Source organism: Marinovum sp. (assembly GCF_034669705.1).
Lineage (GTDB): Bacteria > Pseudomonadota > Alphaproteobacteria > Rhodobacterales > Rhodobacteraceae > Marinovum.
Genome location: NZ_JAXMOR010000014.1, coordinates 13,855 through 40,429 on the forward strand (window position 1 = coordinate 13,855; position 26,575 = coordinate 40,429).

Below are 26,575 nucleotides of genomic sequence, written 5' to 3' on the forward strand. Positions count from 1 at the left end.
GCAGGTCCAATGAAACGGGTTGTCATCAGCGGCGCCGGCACTGTCAACGCCCTCGGCCAGAACGTGCCCGACACGCTCGAGGCGATGCGCGAAGGGCGCTGCGGCATCGGACCGCTCGACATCGCCGATGTCGACCGGCTGGCGATCAAGATCGGCGGCCAGGTGCGCGACTTCAACCCCGAGGCCTGGTTCAACCGTCAGCAGCTGTCGCTCTATGACCGCTTCACCCAGTTCACCCTCGTCGCCGCCCGCGAGGCGCTGGGCCAGTCCGGTCTCGAGTTCACCGACGATCTGGCGGCCCGCGCCGGGGTGATCCTCGGCAATTCCGGCGGCGGCATGACCACGCTCGACGAGAATTACCGTTCGGTCTACGAAGAGGGCAAGAACCGGGTGCATCCCTTCGTGGTGCCCAAGCTGATGAACAATGCCGCGGCCAGCCATGTCTCGATGGAGTTCAACCTCAAGGGCCCGTCCTTTACCGTCTCGACCGCCTGCGCCTCGTCGAACCACGCCATGAGCCAGGCCTTCCAGATGGTCCATGGCGGCATGTCGCCGGCGATGGTCACCGGCGGCTCCGAGGCGATGCTCTGCTTTGGCGGGGTCAAGGCCTGGGAAGGGCTGCGGGTGATGTCGAAGGACGGCTGTCGGCCGTTCAGCGCCAACCGCAATGGCATGGTGCAGGGCGAGGGCGCGGCGGTCTTTGTCTTCGAGGAACTTGAGCACGCCCGGAAGCGCGGCGCCGAGATTCTCGCCGAGGTGGTGGGCTTTGCCATGTCCTCCGACGCCTCTGATATCGTCATGCCCTCCAAGAGCGGCGCGGCGCGGGCCATTCGCGGCGCGCTGGTCGATGCCAGGCTCGACGCCTCCGAGGTGGGCTATATCAACGCCCATGGCACCGGCACCGCGGCCAATGACAAGACCGAAAGCGCGGCTGTGGCGGATGTCTTCGGTGCCCATGCCGACCGGCTGATGATCTCGTCCACCAAGTCGATGCACGGCCACCTGATCGGCGGCACCGGCGCGGTCGAGCTTCTGGCCTGCATCATGGCGCTGCGTGACGGGGTGATCGCGCCCACCATCGGCTATGAGGAGCCCGATCCGGAGTGCGCCCTTGACGTGGTGCCCAACGAGGCGCGCGAGGCCAAGGTCGAGGTGGCGCTGTCGAATGCCTTTGCCTTCGGCGGGCTGAACGCGGTGCTGGCGCTGCGCCGCTTCTGAGCGCGTATGTCTGACTGATGATGAAAAGCCCGGGAGCGGTGAGGCGCCCGGGCTTTGTCATGTCCGTCTTGGCTTACTGCGCGCGTTCCGCCGCATAGGCGATGGCGCGCTGGTAGTTGCCGCTGTCGTTCCAGGCCGAAAGCACCCGGAAGTTTGCCGTGCCCTCGCCAAAGGGCGCTCCGGCCCGCCAGCCGTTGCGGGCCAGCATGTTGGCGGCCGAGGCCAGCGCATCGGTGGCGTTGTAGGGATCGGCGCGGCCGTCGCCATTGCCGTCAACGCCGTAGCGCAGCCAGTTGCCGGCGAGGAACTGCATGTGGCCAAGCTCGCCAGACGGGCCGCCACGGGTGTTGGCGGTGATGATGCCGCGATCGACCAGCGACAGCGCGGCGATGGCGTGGCTCTCGAACCGCGGGTGGCGGCGGCAGTAGGAGGCCAGCGTCACCGCGCCGCCGACGATCGGCGTCTCGCCGAGGTAGCCGCCCCAGCTGGTCTCCAGCCCCCAGATCGTTGCCAGCAGGCTGCCCGGCACGCCGAAGCGACGCTCGATCGAGGCAAAGGTATTGGGGTTGGCGGCCATCTTCGAGCGGGTGCGCTGGATGAAGGCGTCGGCCGAGCTGCCCGAGCGCTTGGCGAGGAAGGTGGCGGGGTCGCGCTGCAGGGTGCCGCTCTGGCTCGACGGGTTCGACTCGAACCGCCAGGTGATGCCGGAGAGCTGGGCCGATTGCAGCGCCTGCAGCCCGCGCTGGCCGACGCCGTTGGCCTGGGCATCGCGCGCCAGCCCGGACTTGTAGCCGTTGAAGCCCCCCTGCGAGGTGATGCATTGCGCGGCGTGAACGGCCGGTGCGGCAAGGCCAGCGACGAGTGACAGAGCGATGGTGAAGCGGCGCATGAAAACTATCCTGTTGGCTACTGTGCTATAGACATGAAGTGTAGCGGCCCAAGGGCTTGCGTCCAGAAATTTTCCCGCGATGTGAAAAGGGCGCCCCGCGCGGGACGCCCTCTCCGAAACCTTGGGTGGGCGCTGCGGCCCACCGCTGCCGATCAGCAGCTGTAGTACATGCCGAACTCGACCGGGTGCGGCGTGTGCTCGTACTTTTCGATCTCTTCCATCTTCAGCTCGATGTAGCCTTCGATCTGATCCTTGGTAAAGACGTCACCAGCCAGCAGGTAGTCCATGTCGGCTTGCAGCTCTTCCATCGCCTCGCGCAGCGAGCCACAGACGGTGGGGATGCCTTCGAGCTCTTCGGCCGGCAGGTCGTAGAGGTTCTTGTCCATCGCCTCGCCGGGATCGATCTTGTTGGTGATGCCGTCGAGACCGGCCATCAGCAGCGCGGCAAAGCACAGGTAGGGGTTTGCCGAGGGATCGGGGAAGCGGGCTTCGACGCGTTTTGCCTTGGGGTTCTCGGTCCACGGGATGCGCACGCAGCCCGAGCGGTTGCGGGCCGAATAGGCGCGCAGAACAGGAGCCTCGAAGCCGGGGATCAGACGCTTGTAGCTGTTGGTCGACGGGTTGGTGAAGGCGTTCAGCGACTTGGCGTGCTTCAGGATGCCACCGATGAAGTACAGCGCTTCCTGGCTCAGGTCGGCATACTTGTCGCCGGCAAACAGCGGCTTGCCGTCCTTCCAGATCGACATGTTGACGTGCATGCCGGTGCCGTTGTCGCCATAGATCGGCTTCGGCATGAAGGTCGCCGACTTGCCATAGGCCTGGGCCACGTTGTGCACCACGTATTTGTACTTCTGGATCTCGTCGGCCTGCTTGGTAAGCGAGCCGAAGATCAGGCCCAGCTCGTGCTGGCAGGAGGCCACTTCGTGGTGATGCTTGTCGACCTTCATGCCGAGGCGCTTCATGGTCGAGAGCATCTCGGAACGGATGTCCTGGCCGTCGTCGGTCGGGTTGACCGGGAAGTAGCCGCCCTTGAGACCCGGACGGTGGCCGGTGTTGCCCATCTCGTATTCGGTGTCGGTGTTCCACGAGCCGTCGATCGCGTCGACCTCGTAGGAGACCTTGTTGATGGTGTTCGAGAAGCGAACGTCGTCGAACAGGAAGAACTCGGCCTCAGGGCCCCAGAACGAGCTGTCACCGATGCCGGAGGACTTGAGGTAGGCCTCGGCCTTCTCGGCGGTGCCGCGCGGGTCGCGGTTGTAGGCCTCGTTGGTGTCGGGCTCGACGACCGAGCAATGCACGCAGACGGTCTTCTCGGCATAGAACGGGTCGATATAGGCGCTTTCGGTGTCGGGCATCAGCTTCATGTCAGAAGCTTCGATCGACTTCCAGCCGGCGATGGAGGAGCCGTCGAACATGAAGCCCTCTTCGAGGAAATCCTCGTCGACTTCGCTTTCGATCACGGTCACGTGCTGCAGCCGGCCGCGCGGGTCGGTGAAGCGGATGTCGACGTATGCGACGTCTTCGTCCTTGATCAGCTTGAGCAGGTCTTTTGCGCTCATTTGGTCATTCCCTTGTTGCTTTGGTTGGTCGCGGTCCCGGAGCCGGTCCGGGATCGCACGATGGGTCACGCCCTGCAGGAGGCCCCGGACCGGGGTCCGGGGCGCGCGAGGTCCTGTGTCAGAGGGCGTCGGAGCCGGTTTCGCCGGTCCGGATGCGGATGGCCTGTTCGACCGGGGTGACGAAGATCTTGCCGTCGCCGATCTTGTCGGTCTTGGCGGCCTCGACAATGGCCTCGATCGCGCCGTCGACCTGATCGTCGTCGAGCACAACCTCGATCTTCACCTTGGGCAGGAAATCCACCACATATTCCGCGCCGCGGTAGAGCTCGGTATGGCCTTTTTGCCGTCCGAAGCCCTTGACCTCGACCACGCTGAGGCCCTGGACGCCAACGTCCTGCAGCGCCTCCTTGACCTCATCAAGCTTGAACGGCTTGATGATCGCCTCGATTTTCTTCATGTGGTGCCTCCTCGCAAAGGGTGTTGAGCCGCTCAGACCACTTCTCACCTGAGGCTACAATTGTGTAGGGTCCGGGAGCGGCGGTTTTGGCCAGCGGTGAAATACATGCGCCTAAAGAACGGGCGATTTGCGTAATAATCAAGCAGAAATGAATCCGGAGGGATGATGAGGGATTTGCTGACCGCCGCGGGGATGCGCGCCGTCGAACGGGCCGCGATCCAAAGCGGCGCGGTGACCGGTGCCGCGCTGATGGAGCGGGCCGGGCAGGGGGTGGTTGCGGCGGTCCTCGAGACATGGCCGGAGCTGGCCGAGGGCGCGCGATCCGCGACCGTGCTGTGCGGCCCCGGCAACAACGGCGGCGACGGGTTCGTGGTGGCCCGGCTGTTGCGGGCGCGCGGCTGGCAGGTGTCGGTGTTCCTCTACGGTGACGCCGCCAAGCTGCCCCCGGACGCGCGGACGAACCACCAGCGCTGGTGCGAGCTGGGCGAGGTGCGGCCGCTGACCGGTGCGGCGTTGGCCGCGCGGGGCGTCTGCGATCTTAGTGTCGACGCGCTCTTTGGCACCGGGCTGACCCGGCCGCTGCAGGGTGAACTGGCCGCAGCACTCGAAGGGCGGCCGTCGCAGGACTGGCCGCGCCGCGTTGCCGTGGATGTGCCGAGCGGCCTTTGCGCCGACAGTGGCAGGCTGCTGGCGGACCGCGATGCGGCGCCGGCTGTCCGGGCGGACCTGACGGTCAGCTTTCACAGTGCCAAACCGGGGCATGTCCTGTCGGATGGCCCCGAGCTCTGCGGCGCTCTGGTGGTCAAGGACATCGGCCTTGATGCGGAGGGGCCTGGGACGGAGACCCTGCGCCTGACCGGCCGTCCAGAGGGCCTGGGCAAGGACGCGGGGCACAAGTTCTCTCATGGCCACGCGCTTGTGCTCACCGGCGGCTTCGGGCGGACCGGCGCGGCGCGTCTGGCGGCGCGCGGCGCGCTGCGGATCGGTGCGGGGCTGGTGACGCTGGGCGCCCCCGGCGCGGCGCAGATGGAGGTGGCCTGCCAGATCACCGGGCTGATGCTGACCCGGGTCGAAGACGCTGACGGTCTGGCGCAGGTGCTGCAGGACGGGCGGATAGGCGCGCTTTGCCTCGGGCCAGGGCTGGGGCTTGATCGCGCGCGGGCGCTGGTGCCGGTGGCGCTGGCCAGCGGGCAGTCAGACCCCTCGCGGCCCAGCGTGGTGCTGGATGCAGATGCGCTGACCGCCTATCGCGAGGACCCGGACGCGCTGTTTGCCCGGCTGCACGCGGGCTGCGTGCTCACCCCGCATGATGGCGAGTTTGCCCGGCTGTTTCCGGATCTCGCGAAGAGGCTCCGCGAGGCGCCGAAGAGCGGCCCGGCCTTCTCGCGCATCGATGCGGCGCGCGTCGCCGCCGGTCGTGCGGGGTGCACGGTGGTGCTGAAGGGCCCCGACTCGGTGATCGCCGATCCAGAGGGCCGCGCCGTCGTCAATGCCGCGGTCTATGACCGCGCCGCGCCCTGGCTTGCCACCGCAGGCAGCGGCGACGTTCTGGCCGGTTTCGTCACTGGCCTGCTGGCGCGCGGGATGGCACCGATGCCGGCGGCAGAGGCCGCCACCTGGCTGCATGTGGAGAGCGCGCTGCGGATCGGCCCGGGCCTGATTGCCGAGGATCTGCCGGAGGCGCTGCCGCAGGTGTTGCGCGCGCTTCAGGCCGCCGGTTGAGGCGCGGCGGTGGCGCAAGCGATTTCGATCCCGTCGGCATAAAGGATATGCGGGCGATCAAACCGCAGCTCGATCAGTCGCAGGGTCTCGCGCGCGCCGAGGGTGACGAACTGGCCATCAACCAGCCGGGATATCGGCACCATCACCTGGCTGGCGCCAAACAGCGCCTGCGCCCGCCAGTCGCGCACCAGAACCGGTTGGGTGGCTGGCAGCACCAGGTCATCTTCGGGGCGGGTGTGGCCCTGCGATCCGGCCTTGATCCGAACGGTGACGCAACTCACCTCGCGCAGGGTGACCGAGCCCAGCCGCACCATGCCGCTGTCGCGGGTGATGATGCGGTCGCCGGGGCTCAGGTATTGCACCGGGAGGTCGCCCTCCATCGTCCACAGCCGGGTGCCGGCCAGCAGGCCGCTCACGACAGTCGCGGGCGCACTTCCTCGATGGCTGACGCGTGTCTCACGGCCACCGCCGGGGGTGCTGTGTTCGCTGACACCGGGGGTGTCACGTTCCGCGCGCTGCTGGGTCCCGACGGTGACCGTCGGAATGACATGCTCTACTGCGCGCCCGACCTCTTTGGGTTCCATGGGCATACCTGTTTTTATCTGCTCTTTTTTTTCACAGGCTATCTCAACATCCGGTGAATGTCCTGATATTTTGTCGCGGCGCTTCCGAAATCCCCTCGCATCCCGCTGTCAGCTTTGCTAGAGACCGGCGGGCGCGCGCGGATTTTCGGGCGCTTGGATGCGGGTGTGGCGGAATTGGTAGACGCACCAGATTTAGGTTCTGGCGCCTTTGGCGTGGGGGTTCGAGTCCCTTCACCCGCACCACTCTTCGGCTCGGCCTGCAGGAGAGAGAGCCATGACCCCCCCTCTGAGGATCACCGTGATCGGCCCCGGCAAGGTGGGTCAGACCCTGTTGCGCCTATGTCACAAATCGGCGGGTCTGGCGGTCGGTGACATCCTCGCCCGACGGCCAGAGGCCGCCGCGGCCGCGCGGGATTTCGCCGGCGGCGGCCGCGCGATCCACAGTGTCACAGAGCTGCGCCCGGCCGATCTCTTCCTGCTCACCGTGCCCGATGATCACCTGGCCGGCGTCGCAGAGACGCTGGCCGGGCAGAACCTGCCCCCCGCCATCGCCGCCCATTGCAGCGGCTTTCACCCGGCGAGCCTGCTGGCCCCGCTGGCCGCGGCCGGCTGGCAGACCGGCAGCGCCCATCCGGTGCTGTCCTTTGCCGATCCCGCTGCGGCGGTGGCGCAGTTCGCGGGCTGCTACTGTGGCGTCGAGGGCGCGGCCTCGGAGACGCTGGAGGCGGTCTTTGCCAAGTTTGGCGCACGCTGTTTTCCGATCCGCAGCGAGGCCAAGGCGCTGTACCATGCGGGGGCGGTGATCTCGAACAACTTCACCACCGTGCTGCAGGCGCTGGCGCAGGAGGCCTGGGAGGCGGCGGGCGTGCCGCCCGAGGCGCGCCGGGCGCTGCATGCGGCGCTGCTCAGGAGCACGGTCGAGAACGTGCTGGCGCAGGGCCCGCAGGCGGCGCTCACCGGGCCGGCGGCGCGCGGCGACAGCACCGTGGTCGCGGCACAGGGCGCGGCGCTGCGCGCCTGGCACCCGGAGGCCGGCGCGCTCTATGACGGGCTCAGCGCCCTTGCGCGGCGGCTCAAGACCGAGGGCCGCACCGGTTCAGGGCAGGATCGACAGCCAGACCCAGATCGTCAGGATCGAGAGCGCGGTGGCGATCAGCACCGATGAGGCCGCCACCCGCCGCGCCACGCCGTACATGTTGGCAAAGACATAGGTGTTGATCCCAGGTGCCATGGTCGCCGTCAGCACCGCCGCACGCAGCGCCTCGGTCGAGAGGCCGTTGAACGTGGCCAGGCTGTAGGTGATCGTCGGGTGCAGGATGAGGGACACGCCGCAAACCAATGCAATGATGCGAAAATCGCCGTCAGGGCGATAGCGGTACATGACCCCGCCCATGCCGAAAAGCGCGCAGGGAATGGCCGCCCTGACCACCAGGTCAAGACCGTCACTGGCCACTTTCGGCAGGCCGAGCCCGGAGACGTTGACCACGAAGCCCAGCAGGATGCCGATCACCAGCGCGTTTCGGAACATCGCCTTCAGCACCTTGGCCGGCATCTGCCGCGCCGGGGTGCCGCGCGAGCGGGCGATCTCCATGGCAGTGATGCCCAGCCCGTAGCAGAACGGCGAATGCATCGCCACGATGGCATAGTTCGGCCCCAGCGCCGCCGTGCCATAGGCGCTTTCGGTGATGGCGAGGCCAAGCATGACCGAATTGGCAAACAGGCAGCAAAAGCCGATGGCGACCGCATCTTCCCAGGCGCGCTTGAAGACGTATCGCCCGGCCAGCAGCCCGACGAGAAAGCCGGTGAGCGAACCGGTGTAGAAGCTGACCAGCAGCGCGACGTCGAAATGCGCGCCGAGATCGAGGGTCGAGATTGCCCGGAACAGCAGCATCGGAATGGCGATCTTCTGGGTGAAATCCATCAGCCCGTCGATCGCGCCGTCGCTGATCCAGCGCCGCCAGACCGAGAGATAGCCGGCGCCGATCACCAAGAAGACCGGCAGGATGACTTCGAGCAGCGCCTGCATTTCAGGCGCCGACGCGGGTGGAGGGAACGGAAGCCTCCGGCGGTGGGGTGAGCAGGCGCCTTGAAAACGCTCCGGTGGCGCGTTTTGCCTGCGAACGGGCGGAGCCCCGCGGCAAGATGAAGCTGGAGCGGGTCATGTGATCGGCAGGGTCAGCTGCATCAGGTCGTAGGCCGGGGTGATGTGTTCGGGCGTCTCGGCCTCGAGCGTGGCATAATCGAGATCGATGTGCATGTTTGTGAGCACGGCGCGCCTCGGGGCGGCGCGGGCGATCCAGTCGAGGGTGCGCTCGAGATGGGAATGGGTCGGATGCGGCTTGCGGCGCAGCGCGTCGACCACCCAGATGTCGAGCCCGTCGAGCAGCGGCCAGACCGGATCGGGGATCTCGGCCACATCGGGCACATAGGCCAGCCCGGCAATGCGGAAGCCCAGCGCGTCGATCGTGCCGTGGTTGACCGCGAAGGGGGTGAAGGTGATCGGCCCGCCAGCGCCCTCGACGGTGACATCGCCGTCGATCAGGTTGAGATCGAGGATCGGCGGGTAGGGCGAGCCGTCCGGCTGGACAAAAGCATAGCCGAAACGCGCCAGCAGCGCCTCCTGGGTCGGGGCATCGGCCCAGACCGGCAGGCGGTTGCGCATGTTGAAGACGATCATCCGCAGGTCGTCGATGCCATGGGTGTGATCGGCATGGGCATGGGTGAAGATCACGCCGTCGAGCCGCCCGGTCCCGGTATCCAGCAGCTGGCTGCGCAGGTCCGGCGAGGTGTCGATCAGCACCGTGGTGGTGCCATGGGCGCCCTCGCGCTCGACCAGCATCGAGCAGCGCCGGCGGGTGTTCTTCGGGTTGGCCGGGTCGCAGTCGCCCCAATGCCCGCCAAGCCGCGGCACGCCACCGGAGGAGCCGCAGCCGAGGATGGTGAACCGGTAGTGATCGCTCATGACGGTGACCACGCGGCGGCCTTGGCAAAGAGCCGCTCGAAATTGGCCTCGGTCTGGGCCGCGAACTCGGCGTAGTCGAGACCGAAGGTCTCTGCGGCGCGGCGCGCGGTGTGGGCGGTATAGGCGGGCTCGTTGCGCTTGCCGCGGCGCGGCGGCGGGGCGAGGTAGGGAGCGTCGGTCTCGACGAGGATACGGTCGCGCGGGGCGGCGGCAAAGATGTCCCGCAGGTCTTGGCTTTTCGGAAAGGCGGTGATGCCGGACATCGACAGGTAGAAGCCCAGATCGAGGGCGCGCCTGGCCAGCGCGGCACCGGAGGAGAAGCAGTGCATGACGCAGTCATAGGGTGCGTTGGCATGTTCCGCGGCGAGGATATCGGCCATGTCGTCATCGGCGGCGCGGGCGTGGATGATCAGCGGCAGGCCGGTCTGTTGCGCCGCCTCGATGTGGATGCGCAGGGATTTCTTTTGGATATCAGCGCTGTCCGCGGTGTAATGATAGTCGAGTCCGGTCTCGCCGATGCCCACGAATTTCGGATGCTGCGCCAGCGCGATCAGCGCTTCGACCGAAGCCAGCGGTTCGTCGACGGCGCTCATCGGGTGGGTGCCGGCGGCATAGAACACCGGGGCGTACTGCTCGGCCAGGGCGCGCACCTGCGGCTCGTTCTTCAGCTTGGTGCAGATGGTCACCATGCGGTGCACGCCCGCGTCGACGGCGCGGGCAACGATGGCGTCGCGCTCTCCGTCGAAGTCGGGAAAGTCGAGATGGGTGTGGCTGTCGGTGATCTTCGGGTTGCTCATCTTCCGCCTCAGGCGGCCAGGTCGGACGCCGTTTTCTGGAGTTTGATCATCGTATCTAGGATGAGCGCGGCAGGGTCAAGATTGACCGCCCGGCCGTGGCGGCTGCGCTCGGAAATCTGCTGGCCGATCACGGCCCAGGCCCGGGCGCGACGCAGATCCGGCGCGAGGCGGGCAAAGACCTCGGCCTCGTTCGGGGCGGCGGCCGGATGCGGCATCCGGCCCGAGGCACCGGCGCGGGCCAGCCGGATCAGCGCCAGGTCAAGCAGCGAGAAGATGGTCTCGACCCGGTCCTCGGCGCCGCGGGCGGTGGCGGCCTCGGCCAGAGCCAGGGCGCGGGCACGGTCGAGCTGGGGCAGGGAGCCCAGCAGCGACAGGATCGCGGCATAGAGTTTCGGCCCCTCGTTGAGCGAGAGGCGGATGGCGTCGCCCACCGAGCCTGCCGAGAGCGCCGCCAGCGCCTCGGCCTCGGCGGTAGGCACGGTCATGCCGGCCTGGTCGAGAGCCGCTGCCATGTCGGGCGGGCTGAGCGGGCGCAGGTGCAGCATCCGGCAGCGCGAGCGGATGGTGGGCAGCAACGCCGAGGGCTGGTGGGTGACCAGCAGCAGGGTGGCACGGGCCGGCGGTTCCTCGAGCAGCTTGAGCAGGGCATTGGCGGCGTTGGGGTTCATCTCGTCGGCGGCATCGACGATCACCACCCGCCAGCCGCCATCGGCCGCCGAGAGCGCAAAGCGCGATTTCAGCTTGCGCACCTCGTCGACGGTGATCTCGGCCTTGAGCCGCTTGGCGCGGTCATCCCAGGGCCGGGTGAGGCGGAACAGCCCGGGCTCCGAGCCGGCGGCGATGCGGCGGGCGACCGGGTGATCGGCGGCGATCTCCAGCGAGGCGGGTGGCGGCGGGGCACCGAAGAGCCCGTCGTCGCCGGCGCCGGGCGGATTGGCGATCAGATAGCGCGCGATGCGCCATGCCAGCGTCGCCTTGCCGGTGCCGCGGGGCCCGGCGATCATCCAGCCGTGGTGCATGCGGCCAGAGCTGACCGCCTCGAGAAATGCCTGTTCGGCCGCCGCCTGTCCGATCAGGTGCGGGGTGTCGCGCGGATGGGGCGCGCCTTCGATCTGGTCGGGCTGGGGGCGGTCGTCGCTCATGGGCTCTGGTGTAGTGCGGGGGCGCGATGGGGAAAAGGGGGAACTGGTGGGTGGCGGGGTTTCATGGGGGGCGCCGCGGATGTGGTCAGGGGGCTTGGTTGATAGCGGGAAGGTCCCGGCGCAAGGGCCGGCGCGTGGGCGTTGATGGCGACCGCATGCCCGTTAACAGCAAGCTGCAAGCCCGCCGCGCATCGTCATGCCGGAGGCATGCCGTTGGCTTGACGCCGCCCGGACGGCACGGCGATGTGGCTGCAGGCAACGCGACGCACCGATGTTCCACTGGCTTTGCGGGGATAAACTGCCTACAGAGCCGTCGGATCGCCGTACCGCGGCCCGGCGATGTGCGGCTCGCCACCTCCTCGGGGGCAGGCAAGGCAGCGAGCTAGCGGTCGCAAGCGCATCCGTCGGAGGTCGTAGGGGTTTGACTACAATACTCTGAGCAGCAGTCCCGTTGGATCGCCACACCACGACCCGTCGCTGCGCGGCACGCGTCACGTAGCCTACAGCCCCTCGCGCGCCGCCAAAGCCGCCACCTCGCGCGCCACCACGTCGATGTCGCGCCCGCCGTCGATCACCCGGAAGCGCGCGGCAAACTCTTTCGCCAGTGCCAGGAAACCGGCGCGCATCTGCTCCTGCAGCCCGGCACCGAAATCCTCGAACCGCTCCTCGACGCCGCCGCGCCCCTTGGCCCGCGCCAGCCCGATCGAAGGGTCCATGTCGATCAGGATCGTCAGGTCGGGCTCGCGGCCGATCATCAGGGCATGCAATTGGTCGACGATACCGCGCAGATCGCCGCGCGACAGGCCCTGATACATCCGCGTCGAATCCGCGAAACGGTCGCAGATCACCACCTTGCCTGCCTCCAGCGCAGGCAGGATGGTCCGCTCCAGATGATCGCGCCGGGCGGCAGTGAACAGCAGGATCTCGGTCTCGGCCGACCAGCGGTCGGGATCGCCCTGCAGCACCAGCGCGCGGATCTCCTCGGCGCCCGGCGAGCCGCCGGGCTCGCGGGTCAGAACCACCTCGCGGCCTTCGGCCCGCAGATGCTCGGCCAGAAGCCGGGCCTGGGTGGATTTGCCGGAGCCGTCAATGCCCTCGAAGGAGATGAACACCCGCCCGCCGCGTCAGGTGAGGCCGGGCACCGGGGCGCCCCATTGCTTGAGCAACACCTTGGCCGCGGTGGTCACCCGGCTCATGAACCCGCCCGCCGCCACGTCGCGGTCGGCCACCAGCGGGATCGTCGTCTTGGGCAGCCCCTCGAGCGAGATGATCATCTCGCCCAGCTTGTCACCCTTGGCCACCGGCGCCTCGATCGGCGAGTTGTAGACCACCTCGGCGTTGACCTTGCCGCTGGCCAGCACCGGCACCAGCATCTCGACATCCTCGGCCGGCACCAGGCCGACCTTGACCGCCGAGCCCATCCAGACGTCGGCCTCGGCCACCACCTGGCCCTGGCTGGCCACCTTGGACTGGCTGAAATGTCGGAAGGCCCAGTTGACGATTTGCTCGCTTTCCTCGGCCCGGGTGCGTTCGCTGTCGAGCCCGGAGACCACGAAGACCACACGCCTGTCGCCCTGGCTGGCAGAGCCGACGAGGCCGTAGCCCGCCTCCTGGGTGTGGCCGGTCTTGAGCCCGTCGGCACCGATATCCAGCCGCAGCAGCGGATTGCGGTTGCTGACGTTCTGCGGCGCGCGGCCGTCGAAGGCAAAGGTACGCTCGGCGAACATCGGGTAGAACTCGGGGAAATCCTCGATGATCCGCCGCGCGATCAGCGCGAGATCCCGGGTCGACATCCGGTGTCCTGCCGCCGGCCAGCCATTGGAATTGGTGAAGGTCGAGTTGGTCATGCCGAGCTGCTGTGCCCGCCGCGTCATGTAGCGGGCAAAGCCGGCCTCGGTGCCATCGGGGCTCAGCGCCTCGGCGATCACCGCGCAGGCGTCATTGCCCGACAGCACGATGATGCCGCGCAGCAGATCCTCGACCGAGACCCGGTCGGTGGTGTCGAGGAACATGGTCGAGCCGCCATAGGACATGGCGTGCTGCGAGACCGGCAGCTTCTCCTGCAGGTCGAGCCTGCCGTCGCGGATCGCCTCGAAGGCCATGTAGAGGGTCATCAGTTTCGACATCGAGGCCGGCGGCAGAGCGGTGTCGGCGTCCTTGGCCAGCAGTACCGTGCCGGTGGTCAGATCGACCACGAAGGCCGATTCCGCGCGGGTGTCGAAGGCCTGCGCCGGCAGCGCCGTCGAGGCGGCCAGCACAAAGGCGAGGAGGGGGGCTGCGAAATGTCTCGTCATGGCATGTCCGATTGGCTCTGGCCCTCGGCGGGGCGGTTAATTGCTCACGGCATAGGCATCGGTGAAGCCCGCCGCCTTGATCGTCTTGAGCGCCGCGGCGCGCTCCGAGGCTGTCGCGGCGGGACCCACGAGCACCCGCCAGAAGGTCTTGCCCTGGCTCGACTGCTTCTTGATCACCGAGGCCAGCCCGCGCGATTTCATCGCCGCGGCGGTATTCTCGGCGTTCTTCTCGATCGAGAAGATGCCGAGCTGGATGAAGGGCTTGTCGAGGCTCGAGGTTTTGGGGGCCGGTGCCGGTTTCGGTTTCGGCGGGGTGGCGGGCGCGGCCTCGAGCGCGGCCTCGGCCACGGCGGCGGGCGCATCGAGCTCGGTGGCTGTCACGGCATCGGGCGCATCGAGCCCGGCCGGGTCGACGGTCTCGGGCACCTGCGGCGTCTCGGGTGTCTTTTCCCGGCGCAGCGCGGTGACGTTGAGATTGGTCGGCTGGCCGGCCACCAGCCCCAGCGCATCGGCAGCGTCAGACGACACCTGCAGTTCCGGTCCCGGTGTGGCGCGCTCCTTGCGGAACAGCGCGCCGATCACGAACTTGCCGTTGGAGGGGTTGCGGATGATCACCCGTTCGGGCTCGCGGACGTCGGGATGGGCCACCCAGACCCCGCCTAGCGAGGGCCGGCCGTCCCAGAGCCCGCTTTCGGTGACCTGAAAGACGTCGGGCGCCTCGACATCGCGTTCCACCAGCCGGGTCGACCGGCTGGCCGGTGCGGCGGCGCTGGTCTCGCTGTCCTTGGGTTGCAGGAAGCCCGGAAGCTGCGCGCCGTTTTCGCAGGCTGCCAGCAGCCAGATCGCGGTACCGGCCATCAGCAGCCGCGCACCGCGCGGCCTGGATCTTCGGCGGACCGCGTTAACTCGCTGAGAAATCATCATCTTGCCCTTTTTGCCTATGCTGCCCCTTCGGGGGCCTTGCCGGTTTTCCGGTCTTTTGTCGACTGCCTGCGCCCTTGCGCGCGCCGACAGCTTATCCTCTGCCTGCATGCAAGAAAAGGCCCGCGAGGCGGGATCGGCGGAAATCCTGCATCAGAGCGCTTTGCAGAATCACTCGGCGGTGTTTAACGAGACGTCACGCGGAGGAGTGGCAGAGTGGTCGAATGCACCGGTCTTGAAAACCGGCGTGCGTGAAAGCGTACCGTGGGTTCGAATCCCACCTCCTCCGCCACGGCCACCTTTTCCCTGATTTCCCTGAACGCACATGAGATGCTCAAAGTCCTGCAAACGCGGGGATTTCTCTTTGTCTGAGGTTTCGTTGGGTTTCGTTCGGCACTGCCTGTATGCTTTCCTTGTGTGGTATGAATGGTGGTATCTTCCGTGGCGGCGCTTGGCGGCAAACTCACGAAAAGGCTGGTAGAGAACCTGGGGCCGGGGCGGCATGGCGATGGCGCGGGGCTGTACCTCGTTGTCGATCCGTCGGGCGCCCGGCGCTGGATTGTCCGCGTCACGGTGAAGGGGCAGGAAAACCGCGCGGGCGCGCCGCTGCGCACCGACTTTGGCCTGGGAGGAGCGGATGTGGTCACGCTGAACCAAGCCCGCGAGAGGGCGCTGGAATATCGCCGCATGGCCAAGGCGGGGCTGAACCCGCGTTTCAACGCCCGGCGCGAGGTGCCGACGTTCGAAGAACTGGCGCGGCAGGTGCATATCGACCGCCTGCCGACGTGGAAAAACCCGAAGCACGGCCAGCAATGGCTGAACACCCTGCGCGACTATGCCTTTCCCAAGATTGGCCGGATGCCGGTGGACAGCATCGGTCAGACCGAAGTGCTGATGTGCCTGTCGCCCATCTGGACGGTGAAGCATGAAACTGCGCGGCGGCTGATGCAGCGCCTCAAGACGGTGCTGGACGTGGCCAAGTCGTCAGGCTTCCGCGACGGAGAGAACCCGGTCACGGCGGTGAAGGAGGCCGAGGTTCTGCCCAAGGTGAAAGCCAAGGCGGTGCATCATGACGCGATGCCGTGGCGCGACGTGCCAGCCTTCTATGCCGCATTGGAGGGGCGCACGGCCACTGCGGCCAAGGCGCTGCAATTCACCATTCTCAGCGCCTGCCGCACCTCCGAGGTGCTGGGCATGACGTGGGAGGAAGTGGACGAGACAGCGCGGCTTTGGACGATCCCGGCAGAGCGGATGAAGACCGGCGTGGCGCATCGGGTGCCGCTGACCGATGAAATGCTGCGGATACTTACGCCGATGCGGACGATGGCGTCCACCTATGTCTTCGAGGGGCAGAAGCGGCACCGGCCTTTGTCGAACATGTCGATGCTGATGCTTTTGCGGCGTATGGGGCGCGGGGATTTTACCGTGCATGGCTTTCGCAGCAGCTTCCGCGATTGGGCGGCAGAGGCGGCAGGCGCGCCGCGTGAGGTGGCAGAGGCGGCGCTGGCGCATCAGTTCGGAACGGATGTGGAGCGGGCTTACGCACGGTCGGATTTGTTGGAGCGGCGGCGGGCGCTTGCTGCATCGTGGTGTGGATTCGTTGGCGCTGTGAGAGAGGAGTAATAAGTAAGATGTACTGTCCGCCGGGTTATCTAAATTGGCACGAAGTAAAGACGCTAGCGCACGCTTGGGCTAGGGTCTGGACCCATTGATTTCCGGCGGACAGCATGATTCACGGCTCGAAAACGAGCGGTGAACATGTCTGATCTTTTCTGGTTGAGCGACGTCCAGATGGCGCGTCTTGAGCCCTTTTTCCCCAAGTCCCACGGCAAGCCCCGTGTCGATGACCGACGAGTTTTAAGCGGGATTATCTTCATCAATCGCAATGGCTTGCGATGGCGAGACGCACCCGAGGAGTACGGTCCGCACAAGACCTTGTACAATCGCTGGAAGCGATGGAGTGACAAAGGCATCTTCGCCCGGATGATGGCCGGTCTGGCCGCTGACCACGGCGAACAGAAGACCGTGATGATTGATGCGACCTACCTCAAAGCCCACCGGACAGCGACCAGCATGGGCGTGAAAAAGGGGGGCGTGGCCGCCTGATCGGGCGCACAAAAGGCGGCATGAACACCAAGCTGCACGCCATCTGCGACAGCCATGGGCGGCCTCTAAATCTGTTCGTCACCGCCGGTCCCCCTCTCATTGAAACTGCGTTTCAACTGCCGGGCAGCGGGTCAGCGATTACATCGGCGCACGGGCGCTTCTGAACGGCCTGCCAAGTGTCGATTGGCTCCTCGGAGATCGCGGCTATGACGCCGACTGGTTCCGAGAAGCGTTGGAAGACAAAGGGATACGCGCCTGTATCCCAGGTCGAAAGCAGCGCAAGAAAACTATCAAATACGACAAGCGCCGGAACAAGCGGCGCAACCGGATCGAGATCATGCTCGGAAGGCTGAAGGACTGGCGCCGCGTAGCAACCCGGTACGACCGCTGTCCCAAGGTCTTCCTCTCGGCCATCGCGCTGGCCGCACTCGTCATCTACTGGCTATGAAACTCAATGAGTCCAGAGCCTAGCCGAGTTTACTTGGCAAACGCATACGAAATATTGGGCGAAGACCCTCAGCGAGCATTGGACGAAGAGCTAAACCCTGCTCGCGCGGTCTTCTCGCTGGGCGAGAATGTATCGGCGCAGAATAAACTGCGTCTGGAGGATGTAGAATTCGAAATAAAACTAATCGCGTTCTGGATAATGAACAGGCTTGACGAAGATTACGGCGCGGCCATCTGCTCCCCGGCTGGCAATTTGCTAAGGGCTAGTCATCCAATTTTCTTTCATCCAGACCAATTTTTCTATTTCTACCTTTCATTCCCCTTAAGGCAAATGCCGGAGTTATCCACGATTTTCGAAGAGTATGACGCGAAAAGGATGAGGGCTGACGACTTATGGAACCGGTACTCCTGCCTAGATGGTGATACCGGGTTAATAAAGCAGAAAAACCAAACCGAAAGAAATTTTGAGAATTACTTCTGCGGGACCATGGATGGAAATCCTGACGGTGGCGTGTTTGAAAGGTACGTGAAGCCATTTCTTGGATGGTACGTAGTATGGGGCGAGGACCTTTTCCCTGAGGATCTCTTTGGTTTGTTTGAGTCCATCCAGTTGGTTAACAGGCACTGGAAGAATACGGGTGAGAGGTCTCAGGTTTCGAAAGGGTCAAAAAAACGTGGCGCCAAGCCTTCCCCGGCCAAGCGGGAGTTCGAGAGGAGATATCCCGGCGGAATTCCGAGTGAACTGAGCGCTGAGGCCATTGCTGCTGAGCTTACAGAGGCCGGTTTTCCGATAACCGGCCGATCTATTTTGAGCTACGAGAAGAATGGAAGAGTTTCGAAATAATTCCTTCTTTCCAATTTCTTCCACTCCGACCTGTTCACAAATATTGCTAGCTTAGCGAACGTATCGCCATCGCAACCAACCCAAGGAAAGGGATTGCCGATGGCAGACATCTTCGACCAAGACCGCATCTTCTTCCCCGAAGACCTAGAACTCCGCGTTCTGGGCAGCGTGGAGAAGCTGGCGCAATGGCGGCACCGCAATCGCGGGCCTGCTTTCATCCGCATCGGGCGGCGCATCGCCTATCACGGCAGCGACCTGAACGCCTATCTCAACGCCCAGCGCGTCGACCCGAAAGGGGAGGCCGCATAATGAAAAGCCCCAACACCGCAGGCGGGGCCGGGGCCTTTCGTGTGACATCGACTGCCACCGTAGCAAGTCCAGTTGATGCCACATGCGGCACCGCTCACGCAACCCCGTCCGAGGCCCGGTTCTACTGGGATCGCCTCAGCAATTCGGTTCAGCCGCTGACGCTCCACCTGGGGAGGGTCTGCCATGAATGAGCCGTGGTTCAGCAAGCCGACGCAGAGAGCCTGGACCTGTCGGGCGCTGGCGATGGGCCGCACGCTCACGCACCGCGACGAAATCGCGGAGCGGCGGGGCTGGCGTCTGGGCGCTATCATCCACACGCTGAAAACCCGCTATGGCTGGCCCATCGAGGTGGAATGCCGGGGCAGGGAGCGCGTGGCCTACTATCGCCTGCCGGATGGCTGCAACGTGCTGACGCTCGACTACCCCAGGTCGGCCCGGCAGGTGCGGGCCGAGATGAAGGCGCTCGGGCGCAGTGTCATAGATCGCGCGGCAGGTGATGCCGATGGCTAGGCGCAGCAGCAAGAAATCAGGGGAGGGGCAATACGCCCCTCTCTTCTACGCGCTCCTTCTCAGCGATGCCTGGCTGGACCTGTCGGGCGCTGCGGTGAAAGTCTTCCTCCTCCTCCACACCCGCTACAACGGCAGCAACAACGGCAGGCTGCGCCTGTCTTTTGCCGAGGCAGCGGGGCAGCTAAGTCTGGGCAAGGCGACCGTTCAGCGCGCGTTCCGGGACTTTCAGGACAAGGGGCTGGTGGTGCTGATGAAGGAAGGCAACTGGTATCATCGGCAGGCGCACGAATGGCGCATCACGACAAAGCCGGTGCAGACCCCGCGCGGTCGCGAGACCCCGACGCATGACTGGCGCAGCTACCGCCGCGAAAATTTGGAACGCGGTTCTGGTACGGGCCAGAGCGGGGCGCGTGTGGTTCCGTTCGGAAACCGTAGCGCCGCGTCAGGTTCCATTTCAAGACCCGTCAGGCCTGTTTCCAAGGGGCGGCACGGTTCTGGATCGGAACACTGATACCAACCACTCAATGCAGGGAAAGAGGCATGGCACATGAAGTGGACAAGACGGGCGCAGCACGCTCCGAGGCGCGGAATTTTTCAACGGTGACGATGGACGGAGACGGCAGGCTGAACATCGCTGTGGCGTCTGACGAGACCATCCCGGCCTTGCTGGGCATGAAGACCCCCGAAGCGGCCAATGTGGTGTTCAGCACCGTGCTGGAAGCGCTGGGTAAGGGCGTGGAGGATACCGGCAACATGGCGTCGGCCATGTTCGCTGAACTGGAACCTGTCGACGCGGCGGAGGCGATGCTGGTGGCGCAGATGACGGCGACGCATCTATCGATGACCAAGGCGGCCGGGCGCATGACCTTTCAAACCGACCTCCGATTTCGGGAAGCCAACGGAAAATTCATGTGCCGTCTGGCGCGCCTCTATATCTACCAGATGGAAGCGTTGAAGAAATACCGGCGCAAGGCGCAACAGGTGGTCCGGGTGGAGCGTGTGACCGTCAATGAAGGCGGGCAGGCGATTGTCGGGGATGTCGTCGGCCGCGCCGCGAAAGAGTAATCGCCTCATAGCATAGTTGCATTGGGGCGTTTGAGACCCGGCGCATAGGCCGTGGGTTGCAGAGCGCGCAAGCTTCGCCCAACCGAGCAGGATGCGTGGAATTGCCCTGTTCGATGAAGAGAATGCCGGCAACTGGAAAATTGCCGGCACAAGGGCTGGAAAAGCGTTTTAAGATCTTAGGCTGAGGTTCTCGAAACCCTCAAATCCCACGGCGTCTGTCTTGATACCGAGCCGGACCTTGATTGCGTTTGGAACCAATCGACTTGACGAAATTCGTGGCCGGTCCATTTCGGCAACGATTCGTTCTGCGCCATAGAGGTCGAGATACTCCTTGTAGTTGTCAAAGGCCGTCCGTGCCGCGTAATCAACGAAGGTTTCGGCCGCCACCCCATTTGCGAGGATGACATCGTGATTCTCGGTCTCGATGTGATAATACGTGGCCCGCTCTGGCAGTTCCGTCAACGGCACCCAGTCGATCGAGCCTCCGTTAACTAAAGCGGCGGCGTTAATCACGAAACCGTCCACGATAATGCCGTGATCGGCAGTGACGGTCAGGTCGCTGTGCGGCAAGCCTTTGCCGAGTGCATCGGCGCGGATTCGGACGGGCTGCCGGCCCGGACCGCCAAACAGTCTGCCGAGCGTCTGGCGACCGATCCATTTAACGGCGACGGCCTTGCCTGAAGCTGTGACAATGGCCTCGCCAATCGCGAGGTCTTGAACTGCGCGTTCACCGTCCGGGGTGGCAATTTGCGTGTCGGCGGCAAAACAATAGGTGTAGGGATCTGTGGTCTGGACGAGCACAGGCGACCCCAGCATCGGGTTGTTCGAGAGAATGTACCTGTCGCCGAAGACGTCTACTAGTACCGGCTCTCCGACACTGGGAGCTTCAGTGGTCGCGGCGAGTGTATAAGGGGGCTGGGCGCCGGCAAAGGCAGCAAGGTTGCCGGTGCTCTCATCGATCGGATCACCGATGGCGGTCGAACTGTCGATTGTCCCGTCGACTTCGTTTGCGATGGTATCAATGGGGCCTAGGTTAAAGACATCCAGAAAGGGCGCCATGCCGCCAACAACGATGTATACGAAGGTAAAATCTTCTGTCGCCATGATTGCGATCCTCAGTTTTAATTTGTGATTGCGCTTTAGGGTAAACGGGTCAACACTAGTAAACTTGAACTGAAACGCAACAAAAATTGGTACCCGGCGCGAAGCGGTCGGAATTGGCAAGGGGCGTGCCAGTGGACGTTCTGATATTCGGAGATGGGCCGTCGGCGCGCCTTGCATCCATTGCGCTGCACGCATGTTGTGGCAGCGTGGTTCGGGCCATGCCACGCAAGGGCCTTGGTCTGCCGGCGACGCGCAATCATACGCATGTGACATCTTGCGATATACAGATCAACGCCTCTGTTATCGACGAAGGGCTGGGCGCGGCGCTTAGCGCCAGTATCGAACCGGGCTGGCAGTGGCGCGGCGACAACGGCACAGGGTGGTCGAGTTACGAGGCTGGGCGCCTCACGCGCGAAGCGATCGTTGCCGTTCTGGACGCGAGGCTTGCGCAGCTTGCGTTAGAAAGCTGGGACGATGTTACCATTACAGCTCGGCACGGCAATCGCCTTGAAGCAACAAGCCGGGAAGATCGAAAGGTCTTTGACCTGGTGATTGACGCCACCGGCGCGCACCGAGCGACACTGCCCATGCTGCAAGGTCTTGGCATAACCACGTCGATCGAGGACGCCGGACGTCCCGCCCTCTATCAAACGTTCGAACTCGCGCTGCCTGAGCCTGCGGGCAAGGTGCATTGGGGCAGCGTGCCGATGGATGAGCCAACCGGTGCGCTCTATGGTGACATCGATGGGCGCAAGATGCGCCTTACAACATCAATCCGAAGAGACATGCGGGGGCGTCTTAAAAATTCCGAGGATTTGCGGAGCATGGTGAACGAACGGGTCGCAAGCCTGATTCCTCGCGGCGCCCAACTTATGGGGCGAACGTCGACCATTGCACCCCAGATGCGTCGTCTGGAATATCCTGTCTCCGGACTACCGAATTGGATTGCACTCGGAGACGCGCTCGCCCAATGGGCGCCGCGTATGGGAACGGGGCTGGGCTCACTATTTCGTCAAACCCGGCTCCTGACAGACGCATTTCGGAGCGGCGCCACACCCGAGGCGGCCCGCGCGGCGGTGGCCGGCCAACTAGAAACTGCGTGGGATCTGAACCTGCGCGGGCTCAAGATGATCTCGGAGAATCAGGCAAGAAGAGCCAAAGCGCAAGGCGCGCGTGCGCTCTGAAAGGATCGACAAGGCTGCTCTGCACCCTGAGAACTAGCCCGTCTCAAGCTGGGGTTCTCGGCTAAGATATCCTGGCTGGGAGAGGAGCAGAACCGCATGAAATCATCGAGGTTCTCGGAAACGCAGAAGATGTTTGGCTCGACGTAGGGCGGGCACGGAACGCCCGGTCGCGGATCTCTGCCGAAGAGGCGGGATGACCGAAAATGCGAGCGGTCGTGTCAATGAAGGGGATGTAAGGGATGGCACCACAGGCTGAACTGGGGATTTCAAATTTTCCTGATGCCCGCCTGCGGACCTTCTGTCCAGCCATAGGCATGGAACATGGCTTTCGTTGAATAGCTACCCGCGGTGACACTCAGAGGCGTAGAATTCGCATACCCCACCGGCACGTTTCTCTGCCGAGTTTGACTTCGATCATGGCGCGAGTCTTCAGGCGCGATGATCGTAGCCTTGGTCACTCGGACAGGAAAGGAGGCTCCGACATGCAGTTGAGATCCACACTTGCGGCACTCTGCGTGCTCTCCGCCCCGTTATCGGCTCAGGACCTTGGAAAGGGCCGGGAGGACTTTCTTCAATATTGTGCTGCCTGCCACGGACACGATGCGACCGGCAATGGGCCAATGGCTCCGAGCCCTGTGCTTCCGCCGCCGGACTTGACCGAATTGTCGGACCTTAACAAAGGCGTCTTTCCAATATTGGATGTAATCGCCCGAATCGATGGCCGGGACACCCTAGTTGCACACGGAAGTCCGATGCCGGTTTATCGTGATTTCTTCGAAGGCAAAGGTGTCACGGTTCAAGATGAAACCGGCGCTCTCATTATGACGAGCCAGGCAATAATCGATCTGGTCATCTACCTTGAGAGCATTCAAAACCAAAGAACTGGCAGGTGATGGGACCTGGCAAAATTCCTCAATTGTGGTTGCGCGAAAAAACGGCAACCCCTCCAGTCCCTGATGCATATCCTGAAGACTTTTCCATACCCCCCTGTTTCAACGCGGTTTTGCGAGGTATACGAAAGAGTGATTTCATCAGGCCACTTGCCGACCAAAAAGAGCGCGCGGCAGCTCGCTCCGAAAACGCCATTTCTCAGCCCATGTGTGGTAGGACGTGTTGTACGATTTTCATGCTGTCGTAGGAAATTCGTGAGTACCAATGTGTTATGCATATAGTGCTGCAGACACCTCCTCCGCCACGGTACCCGCCTCAAGCAAGTCCCCCCAGAAGTGCAAACCCCATCGCCCGCGCCGCCCCGCGGAGCGTTCCTGATCGGGGCGGTCGTCCACTAAAGGAACCCTGCCGCCGCCATTGGAACGAGACGACGTCCGCGACGCACCTGTTTTCGCCCCAAGCCTGTCGTTTCCGTCTGGCGCCGGCCGCCCGGGCGTGGTGGGAAACGCATGACATCGGCGCGCCTCGCGCCGCAGGACATTCTTCACCCCCCGGAGCCTCACATGAGCAAATACGCCCTCACCGTTGCCTGCCGTTCGACCCGCGGCATCGTCGCCGCCATCGCCGGCTACATGGTCGACAACGGCTGCAACATCACCGACAGCGCCCAGTTCGACGACATGCAGACCGGCAACTTCTTCATGCGCGTCAGCTTCACCAGCGAGGAGGGGGTGGACCTCGACGCCCTGCGCGCAGGCTTTGAAGAGACCGCGAAGAAATTCGACATGACCTGGGATTTCCATGACGAGGCCCTGAAGATGAAGGTCATCATCATGGTCTCGCGCTTTGGCCACTGCCTGAACGATCTGCTCTACCGCTGGCGCATCGGCGCGCTGCCGATCGATATCGTGGCGGTGATCTCGAACCACATGGACTACCAGAAGGTGGTGGTGAACCACGATATCCCGTTCCACTGCATCAAGGTGACCAAAGAGAACAAGCCGCAGGCCGAGGCGGCGATCATGCAGGTGGTCGAGGACACCGGCGCCGAGTTGATCGTGCTGGCGCGCTACATGCAGATCCTCTCGGACCGGATGTGCAAGGAGATGTCGGGACGGATCATCAACATCCACCATTCCTTCCTGCCGTCGTTCAAGGGCGCCAACCCTTACAAGCAGGCCTTCCAGCGCGGGGTGAAGCTGATCGGCGCGACCTCGCATTACGTCACCGCCGATCTCGACGAGGGGCCGATTATCGAGCAGGACATCGTCCGCGTCACCCATGCGCAATCGCCCGAGGATTATGTCTCGCTCGGCCGTGACGTCGAAAGTCAGGTGCTGGCCCGCGCGATCCATGCGCATATCCACCGCCGGGTGTTTCTCAATGGCAACAAGACGGTCGTCTTCCCGGCCTCGCCGGGCTCCTACGCCTCCGAGCGGATGGGCTGAGCGCCGCGCAGGCAGCCCACCGGCGATGCGCTGTCAGGCCCGAAGCGCGCGCCATCGCGGCCGCCGGCGTATGTTAGGCGTGCACTGCCAAGATGGATCAGCGCGCCCGCCGGCGCTTCGGTTCTGTCCGTTTCGGCGCCTTCGAGGCGCCGCGGCGTCGAAAAGACTGTCGTCGCGTCGCCGAATTGTCGCACAGTGGCGCTCATCGGGCGGGCGCGACGCGGCAGGAGACAAGGCGTGAACCAGAACGGGCAGACCAGAACCGCGGTGGTGGGTGCGGGGATCATCGGCACCAGCATCGCCCATGCGCTGCAGCAGCGCGGCCATGCGGTCACGCTGATCGATCGGGGCACGCCGGGGAAGGGGGCCTCCTTCGGCAATATGGCCTCGATCGCCGTCTCGGGCTTCATGCCGATGTCACGGCCTAGGGTCTGGCTGCAGGCACCGCTCTGGCTGCTCGACCCCGGCGGACCGATCCGCGTGGCGCCTGGCTATGCGGCGCGGGTGGCGCCCTGGATCCTGCGGTTCCTCTGGGCCGGTCGACCCGAGAAGCTGCGGCAGTTGCAGGCCGCGGGCGCGGCGCTCTGCGGCCGCGCGCTTGGCGATACCCGGGCGCTGCTGGCCGATATCGGGCTCTCGGATCACCTGAGCCAGACCGGCTGCCTCTCGCTCTATGCCACCCCGGGCGAGTTCTCTGCCGACCGTGCCGCGCTCGAGATGCTCGACCGCTTCGGCTTTCGCCACGAGATCCTCACCCCGGATGCGCTTCGCGAGCTCGAGCCCGCGCTCGGGCCGGGCCTCCACCGGGCGGTTCTGATGCCCGACAACCGCACCCTGCGCGATCCCTTTGCGCTGGTCACCCGGCTGGCCGAGGTGGTGGCGGCGCGCGGCGGCCGCCTGCTGCGGGACACCGTCACCGAAGTCATCCCCAGCGACGCCGGCCTCACCCGGCTGCGGCTCGAAAGCGGCGACAGTCTTGAGGCCGATCACGTGGTGCTGGCCGCCGGCGCCCATACCGCGACGCTGGCGCGACGGCTGGGCGAGCCGATCCCGCTCGAGACCGAGCGCGGTTATCACACCCAGATCATGCGCCCGGAGATCGAGCTGCGGCATGCGCTGATCTGGCCGGCGCGGGCCTTCATGGTCTCGCCCACCGGCGGCGGCATCCGCATTGGCGGCACGGTGGAGTTCGCCGGCCTCGACGCACCGCCCGACTGGCGCCGCGCCGGGATCACGGTCGAGCGGGCGCGGTCGATCCTGCCCGGGCTCAAGGTGGTGGATCACAGCCGCTGGATGGGCCACCGCCCGTCGCTGCCCGACACCGTGCCGGTGATCTCGCATTCGGCACGCGTGCCGGGGGTGTTCTATGCCACCGGCCACGGCCACCTTGGCATGACCCAGGCCGCGACGACGGCGCGGCTGATGGCCGATCTGGTCACCGGGGCAGCGCCGCCGATCGACATGTCGGCCTATCGCGTCGACCGGTTCTGAGCGCTCAGCCCTGCAGCACGTCCTGCCACTCAGGCGTGCGCTCGATCTGGGCCTTGGCAAAGGGGCAGAGCGGGATCACCTTGAGGCCCTCGGTCCTGGCATCGGTGATCGCACGTTCGACCAGCCTGCGTCCCGCGCCCGTGCCGCGCAACGCCTCCGGCACGCCGGTATGGTCGATGATGATCGCACTGCTGCCGACCCGGGAATAGGTCAGCTCGGCCTCATGCCCCTCCTGCGTCAGGCTGTAGCGGCCCTTGCTCTGGGTTTGCTCGCGGGTGATCTCCGGGTCTGCCATGGGGCCTCCTTTGGACTGGCACCGCCGCGCCTTGCCTCCGGCCGGCCCCGGCACCCTGCGCCAGCCGAAGGGCCGGGGTCAACCGTGGGTGTGACGTAGGGTCACTGTCGGGGTCCGTCCTGGGCAAACCCCTGTCACACCGCTTGACTTTCCTGCCGCGAGAGGGCATCTGACAGGTGTCGCTGCGCTGCCGCGTGAGCATGCCGCCCCTTCGAGGGGCTCCCGGCGACACACTGTTTCAGTTCCCCATCACGCAGGGTTCCTGACGCGACGGCCGGATGCCACGGGACACGCCCGTGCCTCCAGAGGCCCCGCGCACCCTCCCTAGGCTGCGGA

Annotated in this window: 26 protein-coding genes, 2 tRNA genes and 1 pseudogene; 16 read left to right on the forward strand and 13 right to left on the reverse strand. The window is 65.0% G+C overall.

Annotation, left to right across the window (positions count from 1 at the left end; translation table 11 throughout):
- Window positions 1–9: 9 nt before the first annotated feature.
- On the forward strand, window positions 10–1,218 hold the full coding sequence (locus tag VOI27_RS11475; RefSeq protein WP_323765487.1) for a beta-ketoacyl-[acyl-carrier-protein] synthase family protein: 1,209 nt from the start codon (window positions 10–12) through the stop codon (window positions 1,216–1,218).
- Between the two features lie 73 nt (window positions 1,219–1,291).
- Here VOI27_RS11475 and VOI27_RS11480 read toward each other — a convergent pair whose 3' ends face one another.
- The 3 genes from VOI27_RS11480 to VOI27_RS11490 all read right to left on the reverse strand — a co-directional run bounded on the left by VOI27_RS11480 (window position 1,292) and on the right by VOI27_RS11490 (window position 4,123).
- Entirely contained in the window at window positions 1,292–2,107 is an 816-nt protein-coding gene (locus VOI27_RS11480) for a lytic murein transglycosylase (protein WP_323765488.1), read from the reverse strand.
- A gap of 152 nt (window positions 2,108–2,259) precedes the next feature.
- Window positions 2,260–3,666, reverse strand: a complete 1,407-nt coding sequence (gene glnA / locus VOI27_RS11485; protein WP_323765489.1) for a type I glutamate--ammonia ligase — start codon at window positions 3,664–3,666, stop codon at window positions 2,260–2,262.
- A 118-nt stretch (window positions 3,667–3,784) separates the two neighbouring features.
- Entirely contained in the window at window positions 3,785–4,123 is a 339-nt protein-coding gene (locus VOI27_RS11490; RefSeq protein ID WP_048531347.1) for a P-II family nitrogen regulator, read from the reverse strand.
- Window positions 4,124–4,288: 165 nt separating this feature from the next.
- Between VOI27_RS11490 and VOI27_RS11495 the strand changes: the two genes are divergently transcribed.
- Window positions 4,289–5,845, forward strand: a complete 1,557-nt coding sequence (locus tag VOI27_RS11495) for an NAD(P)H-hydrate dehydratase (protein ID WP_323765490.1) — start codon at window positions 4,289–4,291, stop codon at window positions 5,843–5,845.
- On the opposite strand, the gene VOI27_RS11500 is transcribed toward VOI27_RS11495, so the two are convergent.
- Entirely contained in the window at window positions 5,830–6,429 is a 600-nt protein-coding gene (locus VOI27_RS11500; protein ID WP_323765491.1) for a Hint domain-containing protein, read from the reverse strand. The genes VOI27_RS11495 and VOI27_RS11500 overlap by 16 nt on opposite strands.
- Before the next feature lie 159 nt (window positions 6,430–6,588).
- Here VOI27_RS11500 and VOI27_RS11505 point away from each other — a divergent pair.
- Together VOI27_RS11505 and VOI27_RS11510 are read left to right on the forward strand one after the other, a co-directional pair.
- A tRNA-Leu gene (locus VOI27_RS11505) sits at window positions 6,589–6,672 on the forward strand.
- A 31-nt stretch (window positions 6,673–6,703) separates the two neighbouring features.
- Window positions 6,704–7,594, forward strand: a complete 891-nt coding sequence (locus tag VOI27_RS11510) for a DUF2520 domain-containing protein (RefSeq protein WP_323765492.1) — start codon at window positions 6,704–6,706, stop codon at window positions 7,592–7,594.
- Here VOI27_RS11510 and VOI27_RS11515 read toward each other — a convergent pair.
- The 7 genes from VOI27_RS11515 to VOI27_RS11545 all read right to left on the reverse strand — a co-directional run bounded on the left by VOI27_RS11515 (window position 7,526) and on the right by VOI27_RS11545 (window position 14,482).
- Complete coding sequence (locus VOI27_RS11515; protein WP_323765493.1) at window positions 7,526–8,455, reverse strand: AEC family transporter; 930 nt, start codon at window positions 8,453–8,455, stop codon at window positions 7,526–7,528. The genes VOI27_RS11510 and VOI27_RS11515 overlap by 69 nt on opposite strands.
- Window positions 8,456–8,587: 132 nt before the next feature.
- Complete coding sequence (locus VOI27_RS11520; protein ID WP_323765494.1) at window positions 8,588–9,391, reverse strand: MBL fold metallo-hydrolase; 804 nt, start codon at window positions 9,389–9,391, stop codon at window positions 8,588–8,590.
- Window positions 9,388–10,188 carry a TatD family hydrolase gene (locus VOI27_RS11525; protein ID WP_323765495.1) on the reverse strand — a complete coding sequence of 267 codons (801 nt, stop codon included), beginning with the start codon at window positions 10,186–10,188 and terminating at the stop codon, window positions 9,388–9,390. The genes VOI27_RS11520 and VOI27_RS11525 overlap by 4 nt, the downstream gene beginning before the upstream one ends.
- Window positions 10,189–10,196: 8 nt before the next feature.
- Window positions 10,197–11,330, reverse strand: a complete 1,134-nt coding sequence (locus VOI27_RS11530; protein WP_323765496.1) for a DNA polymerase III subunit delta' — start codon at window positions 11,328–11,330, stop codon at window positions 10,197–10,199.
- 500 nt (window positions 11,331–11,830) lie between these two features.
- Entirely contained in the window at window positions 11,831–12,442 is a 612-nt protein-coding gene (gene tmk / locus VOI27_RS11535) for a dTMP kinase (RefSeq protein WP_323765497.1), read from the reverse strand.
- A gap of 12 nt (window positions 12,443–12,454) precedes the next feature.
- Entirely contained in the window at window positions 12,455–13,624 is a 1,170-nt protein-coding gene (locus VOI27_RS11540) for a D-alanyl-D-alanine carboxypeptidase family protein (RefSeq protein ID WP_323765498.1), read from the reverse strand.
- A gap of 36 nt (window positions 13,625–13,660) precedes the next feature.
- Complete coding sequence (locus VOI27_RS11545) at window positions 13,661–14,482, reverse strand: SPOR domain-containing protein (RefSeq protein WP_323765499.1); 822 nt, start codon at window positions 14,480–14,482, stop codon at window positions 13,661–13,663.
- A gap of 265 nt (window positions 14,483–14,747) precedes the next feature.
- Between VOI27_RS11545 and VOI27_RS11550 the strand changes: the two genes are divergently transcribed.
- The 8 genes and pseudogenes from VOI27_RS11550 (at window position 14,748) to VOI27_RS11585 (ending at window position 19,826) form a co-directional block, all read left to right on the forward strand.
- Window positions 14,748–14,837: transfer RNA gene (locus tag VOI27_RS11550), tRNA-Ser, on the forward strand.
- Window positions 14,838–14,971: 134 nt separating this feature from the next.
- Window positions 14,972–16,168 (forward strand): tyrosine-type recombinase/integrase, encoded by a 1,197-nt coding sequence (locus VOI27_RS11555; RefSeq protein ID WP_323765500.1) that lies wholly within the window; start codon window positions 14,972–14,974, stop codon window positions 16,166–16,168.
- Between the two features lie 135 nt (window positions 16,169–16,303).
- Window positions 16,304–17,099: pseudogene (locus VOI27_RS11560) on the forward strand (IS5 family transposase).
- A 33-nt stretch (window positions 17,100–17,132) separates the two neighbouring features.
- The gene (locus tag VOI27_RS11565) at window positions 17,133–17,942 is read left to right on the forward strand and encodes a hypothetical protein (RefSeq protein ID WP_323765501.1); all 810 of its coding nucleotides are present in this window, start codon (window positions 17,133–17,135) and stop codon (window positions 17,940–17,942) included.
- A 99-nt stretch (window positions 17,943–18,041) separates the two neighbouring features.
- Entirely contained in the window at window positions 18,042–18,251 is a 210-nt protein-coding gene (locus VOI27_RS11570; RefSeq protein ID WP_323765502.1) for a helix-turn-helix domain-containing protein, read from the forward strand.
- A 183-nt stretch (window positions 18,252–18,434) separates the two neighbouring features.
- Window positions 18,435–18,761, forward strand: coding sequence for a hypothetical protein (locus VOI27_RS11575; RefSeq protein ID WP_323765503.1), 327 nt, complete (start codon window positions 18,435–18,437; stop codon window positions 18,759–18,761).
- Window positions 18,754–19,272 carry a helix-turn-helix domain-containing protein gene (locus VOI27_RS11580; protein WP_323765504.1) on the forward strand — a complete coding sequence of 173 codons (519 nt, stop codon included), beginning with the start codon at window positions 18,754–18,756 and terminating at the stop codon, window positions 19,270–19,272. The genes VOI27_RS11575 and VOI27_RS11580 overlap by 8 nt, the downstream gene beginning before the upstream one ends.
- Window positions 19,273–19,301: 29 nt before the next feature.
- Window positions 19,302–19,826: a hypothetical protein gene (locus VOI27_RS11585; RefSeq protein ID WP_323765505.1), complete on the forward strand. Its 525-nt coding sequence runs from the start codon at window positions 19,302–19,304 to the stop codon at window positions 19,824–19,826.
- Window positions 19,827–19,994: 168 nt separating this feature from the next.
- Here VOI27_RS11585 and VOI27_RS11590 read toward each other — a convergent pair whose 3' ends face one another.
- Window positions 19,995–20,930, reverse strand: a complete 936-nt coding sequence (locus VOI27_RS11590; protein ID WP_323765506.1) for a Hint domain-containing protein — start codon at window positions 20,928–20,930, stop codon at window positions 19,995–19,997.
- A 131-nt stretch (window positions 20,931–21,061) separates the two neighbouring features.
- Here VOI27_RS11590 and VOI27_RS11595 point away from each other — a divergent pair, with 131 nt between their 5' ends.
- The 4 genes from VOI27_RS11595 to VOI27_RS11610 all read left to right on the forward strand — a co-directional run bounded on the left by VOI27_RS11595 (window position 21,062) and on the right by VOI27_RS11610 (window position 25,944).
- On the forward strand, window positions 21,062–22,114 hold the full coding sequence (locus VOI27_RS11595) for a hypothetical protein (RefSeq protein WP_323765507.1): 1,053 nt from the start codon (window positions 21,062–21,064) through the stop codon (window positions 22,112–22,114).
- Window positions 22,115–22,596: 482 nt separating this feature from the next.
- A complete protein-coding gene (locus VOI27_RS11600; protein WP_323765508.1) occupies window positions 22,597–23,007 on the forward strand; it encodes a c-type cytochrome in 411 nt (136 codons plus the stop codon).
- Window positions 23,008–23,568: 561 nt separating this feature from the next.
- Window positions 23,569–24,453 carry a formyltetrahydrofolate deformylase gene (purU, locus tag VOI27_RS11605; protein ID WP_323765509.1) on the forward strand — a complete coding sequence of 295 codons (885 nt, stop codon included), beginning with the start codon at window positions 23,569–23,571 and terminating at the stop codon, window positions 24,451–24,453.
- A gap of 237 nt (window positions 24,454–24,690) precedes the next feature.
- Window positions 24,691–25,944, forward strand: a complete 1,254-nt coding sequence (locus VOI27_RS11610; RefSeq protein ID WP_323765510.1) for an FAD-binding oxidoreductase — start codon at window positions 24,691–24,693, stop codon at window positions 25,942–25,944.
- Window positions 25,945–25,948: 4 nt separating this feature from the next.
- Here VOI27_RS11610 and VOI27_RS11615 read toward each other — a convergent pair whose 3' ends face one another.
- On the reverse strand, window positions 25,949–26,239 hold the full coding sequence (locus tag VOI27_RS11615; protein WP_323765511.1) for a GNAT family N-acetyltransferase: 291 nt from the start codon (window positions 26,237–26,239) through the stop codon (window positions 25,949–25,951).
- Between the last annotated feature and the right edge of the window lie 336 nt (window positions 26,240–26,575).